Genomic DNA, 8,078 nt, shown 5'->3' with positions numbered 1-8,078 from the left:
GGTGCCGGGCGGCGCGACGAGGACGGCCGTGCCGTGCTCCCGCAGGGCGCCGGTCAGCGGCGCGATCGCCTCACGGACCGGGAGGGCCTCCAGGGCCTCGTGACGGATCACGCACTCAGTCCCGCACGCACACGAAGATCGCCGTACCGGGGATCAGCCGGCCGCGCAGCGGGGACCAGCCGCCCCACTCGGAGCTGTTCCACTCCGGCCACTGCGGCTCCACCAGGTCCACCAGCCGGAAGCCCGAGGAGGTGACGTCCCGGACCCGGTCGCCCAGTGTCCTGTGGTGCTCGACGTAGACCGCGCGGCCCCGCTCGTCCTCCTCCACGTAGGGCGTGCGGTCGAAGTACGAACCGGAGACGCTCAGCCCCTCCGGGCCGGGCTCGTCCGGGAACGCCCAGCGGATCGGGTGCGTGACGGAGAAGACGAACCGGCCACCGGGGCGCAGCACCCGGTGCACCTCGCGCAGCACGAGCCGAGGGTCGGCGACGAAGGGCAGCGCCCCGTACGCCGAGCAGGCCAGGTCGAAGGAGCCGTCCGCGAACGGCAGCGCGCCCGCGTCCGCGCACACCAGCGGGAACGGGCCCCCGATGCGCAGCGCGTGCTGCAGCTGCCGGTGCGAGATGTCCAGGGCGACCGGGCGCGCGCCCTGCGCGGCCAGCCAGCGCGAGCACTGGGCCGCGCCGGCACCGAGCTCCAGGACGGCCCGGTCCTTCAGTTCCTCCGGCGGACCGAGCAGCTCGGCCTCCACCTCGTCCAGGCCCTCGGGGCACCACACGAAGCGGTCGTCGCCGAGGAACGTGCCGTGCTCGACCTGGTACTCGTCCGCGTTGCGGTCCCACCAGCCCCGGTTGGCGCGGGCGCTCTCGGTGACGCCGGCGTCCCGCCGGGTCGCCTCGGGTTCGGACGCTTCGGGACCTTCGGGCTCTTGGATGATCGGCTCCATCGTCGTACTCTTCCGTCCAGTCGCCCCGGCTGTCGCCACGGGGGCGCGGTGTCCTGCGGTGGTGGGTTCCGCGTGGCCCCGAGGCGGCGTCCGACGTGCGGCCCTGCCCCCGGACGGGGGAATTGTGCCGGTTATGCGGCGATCCGCCCCGGCTGGGGGGCTTCGTGCGTTGACCCTGCCCGGCCGCACCCGTATGCTACAAGTTGCGCTGCGAGCCTGCGCGCCTCAGACGTAGCAGGCTGCGCTCGCATCTGTTGTATGTCCCCTCGGTTGTCGAGGCGCCATCGGGCACCCGGTGTCCGGAACGGCGCTTCCCAAGCTGTCCGGCTTCTGCAGAGCGAAACGGGCTCCGGCGTAGCAGTACCTACGACTTTCTGTCCGTACCGGAGCCCTTTCCCACATGACGAGCAGCACCGAGACCACCGCCACCACCCCGCAGGTTGCGGTCAACGACATCGGTAACGAGGAAGCCTTCCTCGCCGCGATCGACGAGACGATCAAGTACTTCAACGACGGCGACATCGTCGACGGCGTCATCGTGAAGGTCGACCGGGACGAGGTCCTGCTCGACATCGGTTACAAGACCGAAGGTGTCATCCCGAGCCGCGAGCTCTCGATCAAGCACGACGTCGACCCCAACGAGGTCGTCGCCGTCGGTGACGAGATCGAGGCCCTCGTCCTCCAGAAGGAGGACAAGGAAGGCCGCCTGATCCTCTCGAAGAAGCGCGCCCAGTACGAGCGCGCCTGGGGCACCATCGAGAAGATCAAGGAAGAGGACGGCATCGTCACCGGTACCGTCATCGAGGTCGTCAAGGGTGGTCTCATCCTCGACATCGGCCTCCGCGGCTTCCTCCCGGCCTCCCTGGTCGAGATGCGCCGTGTCCGCGACCTCCAGCCCTACGTGGGCAAGGAGCTCGAGGCGAAGATCATCGAGCTGGACAAGAACCGCAACAACGTGGTCCTGTCCCGCCGTGCCTGGCTGGAGCAGACCCAGTCCGAGGTCCGCCAGACGTTCCTCACCACCCTCCAGAAGGGCCAGGTGCGTTCCGGCGTCGTCTCCTCGATCGTCAACTTCGGTGCCTTCGTGGACCTGGGTGGCGTCGACGGCCTGGTGCACGTCTCCGAGCTGTCCTGGAAGCACATCGACCACCCCTCCGAGGTCGTCGAGGTCGGTCAGGAAGTCACCGTCGAGGTCCTCGACGTCGACATGGACCGCGAGCGTGTCTCCCTGTCGCTGAAGGCGACCCAGGAAGACCCGTGGCAGCAGTTCGCCCGCACCCACCAGATCGGCCAGGTCGTGCCCGGCAAGGTCACGAAGCTGGTTCCGTTCGGTGCGTTCGTCCGCGTGGACGAGGGCATCGAGGGTCTGGTGCACATCTCCGAGCTGGCCGAGCGCCACGTGGAGATCCCGGAGCAGGTCGTCCAGGTCAACGACGAGATCTTCGTCAAGGTCATCGACATCGACCTCGAGCGCCGCCGCATCAGCCTCTCGCTGAAGCAGGCCAACGAGGCCTTCGGTGCCGACCCGTCGGCGGTCGAGTTCGACCCGACCCTGTACGGCATGGCCGCGTCCTACGACGACCAGGGCAACTACATCTACCCCGAGGGCTTCGACCCCGAGACCAACGACTGGCTCGAGGGCTACGAGACCCAGCGCGAGGCGTGGGAGACCCAGTACGCCGAGGCGCAGACCCGCTTCGAGCAGCACCAGGCGCAGGTCATCAAGTCCCGCGAGGCGGACGAGAAGGCCGCTGCCGAGGGTGTCGACACCGCGGGTGCGGCTCCGGCCGCCTCCGGTGGTGGCGGCGGCGGCTCCTACTCCTCCGAGGGCGGCGACAACTCCGGCGCCCTGGCCTCGGACGAGGCGCTGGCCGCGCTGCGCGAGAAGCTGGCCGGCGGCCAGAGCTGAACCGCGGCACGCTGAGCGGTAACCACTGAGCGCGAGCTCTTGGGCCGAGGGCCCGCACCCCACCGGGGTGCGGGCCCTCGGCGCGTCCCGGTCCGCCGCCCCGGCCGCCCACAAGGCCGTCCGGCCGGCCGGAGGCGGTGCGGTGACGGTGCCCGGACCGGCCCGGGAGACCGGCGCGGCCCGCGAGGTCCCGTGACGGAGGGGGCGTCCGGGGGCGGGCTCCGGGAATGCCGGTGCCGCGTGTCACGTTGTCCACTGGGAAACACGAGGAGGGGCGGTCACGGTGCTTGATCCGCAGGATTTGTACGCATGGGAGCCGAAGGGGCTGGCTGTCGTCGACATGGCGCTCGCCCAGGAGTCGGCCGGTCTTGTCATGCTCTACCACTTCGACGGATACATCGACGCGGGTGAGACCGGCGACCAGATCGCCGAGCGGCTGCTCGACGCGCTGCCCCACCAGGTCGTCGCCCGGTTCGACCACGACCGGCTCGTCGACTACCGGGCCCGTCGCCCCCTGCTGACCTTCACCCGCGACCGCTGGACCGACTACGAGGTGCCCGCACTGGAGGTGCGGCTGCTCCAGGACGCGACCGGAGCGCCGTTCCTGCTGCTGTCCGGGCCGGAGCCGGACGTGGAGTGGGAGAGGTTCGCCGCCGCGGTGCGGCAGATCGTGGAGCGGCTCGGCGTCCGCCTGGCGGTGAACTTCCACGGCATCCCCATGGGCGTCCCGCACACCCGTCCCGTGGGCATCACCCCGCACGGCAACCGCACCGACCTCGTCCCGGCCCACAGCAGCCCCTTCGAGGAGGCGCAGGTGCCCGGCAGCGTCGAGGCGCTCGTCGAGTACCGGCTCATGCAGGCCGGCCACGACGTGCTCGGGATCGCCGCCCACGTGCCGCACTACATCGCCCGCTCCCCCTATCCGGACGCGGCGCTGACCGTGCTGGAGAGCATCACGGCGGCCACCGGCCTGGTCCTGCCCGGTGTGGCGCACTCCCTGCGCACCGCCGCCCACCGCACCCAGACCGAGATCGACCGCCAGGTACAGGAGGGCGACGAGGAACTCACGGCCCTCATCCAGGGCCTCGAGCACCAGTACGACGCCGCCGCGGGTGCCGAGACCCGGGGCAACATGCTCGCCGAGCCGGTGGAGATCCCGTCGGCGGACGAGATCGGGCTCGAGTTCGAGCGGTTCCTGGCGGAGCGCGAAGGCGACGTCTGAGACCGCCGGGCCGCCGGGGCCCGGCGGCCCGGAGCCGGGGGCCGGTCCCGCCCGGGGGCGGGGCACCGGCGGCAGGCCCTAAGCTTTCGGGCATGCTGACGGTGGGACTGACCGGTGGAATCGGTGCCGGCAAGAGCGAGGTGTCCCGGCTGCTCGTCGAGTGCGGGGCCGTACTGATCGACGCGGACCGCATCGCGCGCGAGGTCGTCGAGCCGGGGACACCCGGACTCGCGGCGGTCGTGGACGCCTTCGGCGAGGAGGTCCTCGCCGAGGACGGCAGCCTGGACCGGCCGGGGCTCGGCGCGATCGTCTTCGCCGACGCGGACAAGCTCGCCCTCCTCAACTCGATCGTGCACCCCCTGGTGGGCGCCCGTTCCCGGGAGCTGGAGGAGGCCGCCGCCGAGGACGCCGTCGTCGTCCACGACGTACCCCTCCTCACCGAGAACGGCCTCGCGTCCCTCTACGACCTGGTGATCGTGGTCGACGCGAGCACCGAGACCCAGCTCGAGCGGCTCGTCGGCCGGCGCGGCATGAGAGAGGAGGACGCCCGGGCGCGGATGGCCGCCCAGGCGACGCGCGCACAGCGCCTGGAGATCGCGGACATCGTCATCGACAACGACGTGCCCCTGGACGAGCTGACGCGGCGGGTGAAGGACGTGTGGGCCGAACTCGTGCGCCGGGCGCGCGGCGGACCGGCCGACCGGCGGTCCGCGAGGGAATAGGGGCCCCCGGCAGGGGCGTTGAACCGGTCCGGCGAGGGAAGGATGCAGCTGTGCCCCAGAGCGGTGGTTCGACCGGACGTACGCCGGAGACGCATGTCATCGACTTCCGTGCCGCCGAGCACCTCCTCGCCTCGCGGGACCCGCGGGGCGCGGTGAAGCTGCTCGACGGGGTCATCGACGCGTATCCGGAGAACACGGCCGCGCGGCTGCTGCGCGCGCGGGCCTTCTTCGCGGCGGCCCAGCTGCGCCCGGCGGAGCTCGAGTTCTCCATCGTCCTGGAGCGCGAGCCGGACAACGCCTTCGCGCACTTCGCGCTCGCCCGCACCTACCAGCGGCAGAGCCGCCCCGCCCCCGCCAGGCGCCACTTCCGGCTGGCCGCCGCCCTGGACCCGAACCCCGAGTACCTGAAGGCCGCGCGGTTCGACGACGACTGAGCGGACCGCGGACGACCGCACCGACCACGACCGCACCGGCCACGGCCGGGCGGCCGGGGACGGCGTCCGGGGGAGCGGCGAGGGCGGCGTCCGGGCGGGGCAGGACCGTCCCGCTCCCCGCTTCCGGTCACGGCGGGCTCCCGGTCACGGTGTCTACGACGTGTCCCCCGGTTCGTACGGGGGCACGTCGCGGCCCGGCTGGTAGTGCGAGCCCTGGCGCAGGCGCCGGACGACCACGATCAGGTCGACGGTGACGACCAGCCACAGCAGCCCGCACAGGAGCGCCCAGCCCGGGTACCCGGAGACCGCGAACGCCACCGTCCCGAAGACCGTCCAGACCTCGCCCCACACGCTCAGCCAGAACCGCATGCGCAGCGCGCTGCGCGCGGTCCTCGGCTCACTGCCCGTACGCATTCCGTCACCACCCTGCCTGTCTCCACCGTACGCCGGACCGCGGGCCACGGACTCCGGCCTCTCCCGGGAGGAGTGCCATCACTCGGTCGGGTGAAACCCGGGATGCATGGGAACGGGCTTGCGGGTCCGGTCCGTTGGACGGGCATGAAACGTGACATGCGTGAGGGATACGAGGGGACGGGGCCCGGAGCGATCACCCCGGACGGCTGCGCGGTGGAGCTGTACGCGCGGCTGCCCGTCGGGGACGAGCCGGACGTCATAGCCGCCGCCGTGCCGGCGGGCGCGCGCGTCCTGGAGCTGGGCAGCGGAGTGGGCAGGGTGACCCACGCCCTGCTGGAGCGGGGATTCACGGTCACGGCCGTGGACGAGTCCGCCGAGATGCTGGAGCGCGTGCGCGGGGCGCGGACCGTCTGCACTCCGATCGAGGAGCTGCGGCTGGACGAGACCTTCGACGTGGTGCTGCTCGCGTCGTTCCTGGTGCACGCGGGCGACGCGGAGGTGCGGCGGGGCCTGCTGCGCACCTGCGTGCGGCACCTGGCGGAGGGCGGGTGCGTACTGATCCAGCGGGAGGGCGAGGAGTACCACACGAACGTGCCGCGCGAACGGGTGGACCCCGCGGGTTTCACCGTGCGGATCGTGTCGACCGAACCGGTCGGCGACGGGGTCGACGCGGTGCACGCGGAGTACGTGTTCCCGGACGCGGTGTGGACACAGACGTTCCGGTCGCGACCGCTGACGAAGGAGCAGTTCGAGGAAGCACTGGAGGAGGAGGGCCTGCGCGTGGACCGGTACCTGACGCAGGACGGCATGTGGGTGAGAGCGGTGGCGGCGGCGACCGGGGACTGAGCGGCGACCCGGAAGTACGTGCCCCGGGGGCGATGAGTTCGGGGGCGAGGGGCGGTCCAACTCCACGACAGCGACACCGACCGCTTCCCGCAGGAGACACCATGTCCGAGCACACCGCCCCCGCCGTGTCCGCCGCTTCCGTGCCCGCACCCGTGTCCGCCCGCGGGCGGTGGGCCGGCATCGCACTGCGCACCGTGCAGGTGGCGCTCGCGCTCTTCTTCGCCTTCGCGAGCGCCCTGCCGAAGCTCGTCGCCCACGCGTCGGCCGCCGAGACCTTCGACGACATGGGCTGGGGCAGCGCGGGGATGTACGCCATCGGCGTGCTGGAACTCGCGGGTGCGATCGGCCTGCTGGTCCCGGTGCTGCAGTCGGCGGCCGCGATCGGGCTGAGCGCGCTGATGGCGGGGGCGTTCGTGGTGCAGACCGTGGTGTTCGACGGCCGGTACGCGGTGACCCCGCTCCTGCTGATGGTGCCGCTCGTGCTCATCGCCCGGGCACGTCGGGAGCACAACGCCGACCTGCTGCGGCTGGTGCGCCGGGGATGAGGGAGAGCGGCGCGGCCCGGCTCCGGCTCTCCCGCGGAGTGCCGCGGGAGAGCCGGAGCCGGGGGTCCGTGTCCGGCCCGGGCGGGGGATCGTCCCTGGCCCGGGGGCAGAGGGTCGCCTCTTCCACGGTCCGGGACACGGGACCGTCCCGGGCCCGGGGCAGGGAGCGGCCCCCTGCCCCAGGCCCGTCTCCGGCCCGCATCAGGGGACCGCCCCCGGCGCGGCGCGCCGCGGGTGCCGTGCGGCGCCGGTCGTTCAGGGGCGCTGTCGTTTCCTCGTGTTCTTCGGGGACGGCCGCCGGCCCCGGCCACCGGGCTCGGCCGGTGTGTCGGGTCCTTCGGGGACGCCGGGGAGACCGGGGCCGCTCGCGCCCCTCGGGCCGCCCAGAGCGCGCAGGCGTTCCAGTTCGCGGCGGTCGCGTTTGGTCGGGCGGCCCGCGCCGCGGTCCCGGATGCCGGCCGGGGCGACGGCGTCGCGGGGCGGGGGCGGCGGGGAGTTGTCGACGTAGCACTGGACCGCGACCGGGGCGCCCACCCGCTTGCGGATCAGGCGCTTGACGACGACGACGCGTTCCCGGCCCTCGTGCCGCAGGCGCACCTCGTCGCCGACGCGCAGCGAGTGCGCGGGCTTCACCCGCTCACCGTTCACCCGGACATGGCCGCCGCGGCAGGCGCTCGCGGCGAGGGAACGGGTCTTGAGCAGGCGGACGGACCAGATCCAGCTGTCGGTCCGGACCTTCTCGCCGCTCTGCGGTCCGGCGGCCTCGGCGGCGGCCACGGCGGCGGCGGTCCCCGGATCCGGGGCGGCCCCCGGGCCCGGAGCGGCAGCCGCGGACTCCGGTGCGGGAGCGCTCTCCCGTACGGGGTCCGTCCCCTCCGCGGTGTTCCCGTCACTCCGTGTGCTGCCGTGTTCGGCACCCTCAGAAGCCATGGTCCCGACTTTAACGCTCCGGGGCGGCCCGCCCTACCGTGGAGCCATGGACCCCAGCGGCCTCCCCGATCCCCCCACTCCCTGCGCCCTCTCCGGCGTCCGCTCCGACG

General features: G+C 72.8%; 9 protein-coding genes. 6 read left to right on the top strand and 3 right to left on the bottom strand.

From position 1 onward, the window contains the following. Positions 1-115: 115 nt before the first annotated feature. Positions 116-946: a class I SAM-dependent methyltransferase gene (locus tag AOK18_RS20640; RefSeq protein WP_175400218.1), complete on the bottom strand. Its 831-nt coding sequence runs from the start codon at positions 944-946 to the stop codon at positions 116-118. Between the two features lie 400 nt (positions 947-1,346). Between AOK18_RS20640 and rpsA the strand changes: the two genes are divergently transcribed. From rpsA to AOK18_RS20620, 4 genes are all read left to right on the top strand, one after another. Then, the gene (gene rpsA / locus AOK18_RS20635; protein ID WP_055571156.1) at positions 1,347-2,855 is read left to right on the top strand and encodes a 30S ribosomal protein S1; all 1,509 of its coding nucleotides are present in this window, start codon (positions 1,347-1,349) and stop codon (positions 2,853-2,855) included. Between the two features lie 283 nt (positions 2,856-3,138). After that, the gene (locus AOK18_RS20630) at positions 3,139-4,077 is read left to right on the top strand and encodes a proteasome assembly chaperone family protein (protein ID WP_055571157.1); all 939 of its coding nucleotides are present in this window, start codon (positions 3,139-3,141) and stop codon (positions 4,075-4,077) included. A 92-nt stretch (positions 4,078-4,169) separates the two neighbouring features. Further along, complete coding sequence (gene coaE / locus AOK18_RS20625) at positions 4,170-4,799, top strand: dephospho-CoA kinase (RefSeq protein WP_055695332.1); 630 nt, start codon at positions 4,170-4,172, stop codon at positions 4,797-4,799. Between the two features lie 50 nt (positions 4,800-4,849). Next, on the top strand, positions 4,850-5,233 hold the full coding sequence (locus AOK18_RS20620) for a tetratricopeptide repeat protein (RefSeq protein ID WP_055571159.1): 384 nt from the start codon (positions 4,850-4,852) through the stop codon (positions 5,231-5,233). Between the two features lie 153 nt (positions 5,234-5,386). On the opposite strand, the gene AOK18_RS20615 is transcribed toward AOK18_RS20620, so the two are convergent. Continuing rightward, positions 5,387-5,647, bottom strand: coding sequence for a DUF6343 family protein (locus AOK18_RS20615; protein WP_055571160.1), 261 nt, complete (start codon positions 5,645-5,647; stop codon positions 5,387-5,389). A 156-nt stretch (positions 5,648-5,803) separates the two neighbouring features. Here AOK18_RS20615 and AOK18_RS20610 point away from each other — a divergent pair, with 156 nt between their 5' ends. Both AOK18_RS20610 and AOK18_RS20605 read left to right on the top strand, forming a co-directional pair. Then, positions 5,804-6,493 (top strand): class I SAM-dependent methyltransferase, encoded by a 690-nt coding sequence (locus AOK18_RS20610; RefSeq protein ID WP_055571161.1) that lies wholly within the window; start codon positions 5,804-5,806, stop codon positions 6,491-6,493. A gap of 101 nt (positions 6,494-6,594) precedes the next feature. Beyond that, a complete protein-coding gene (locus tag AOK18_RS20605) occupies positions 6,595-7,038 on the top strand; it encodes a DoxX family protein (RefSeq protein ID WP_055571162.1) in 444 nt (147 codons plus the stop codon). Positions 7,039-7,293: 255 nt separating this feature from the next. On the opposite strand, the gene AOK18_RS20600 is transcribed toward AOK18_RS20605, so the two are convergent. Next, complete coding sequence (locus AOK18_RS20600) at positions 7,294-7,968, bottom strand: RNA-binding S4 domain-containing protein (RefSeq protein ID WP_055695331.1); 675 nt, start codon at positions 7,966-7,968, stop codon at positions 7,294-7,296. Positions 7,969-8,078 lie beyond the last annotated feature (110 nt).

Source organism: Streptomyces prasinopilosus (assembly GCF_001419695.1).
In the GTDB taxonomy this organism is placed as follows: Bacteria; Actinomycetota; Actinomycetes; order Streptomycetales; family Streptomycetaceae; genus Streptomyces; species Streptomyces prasinopilosus.
This window is presented reverse-complemented; position numbering and strand designations above follow the sequence as displayed.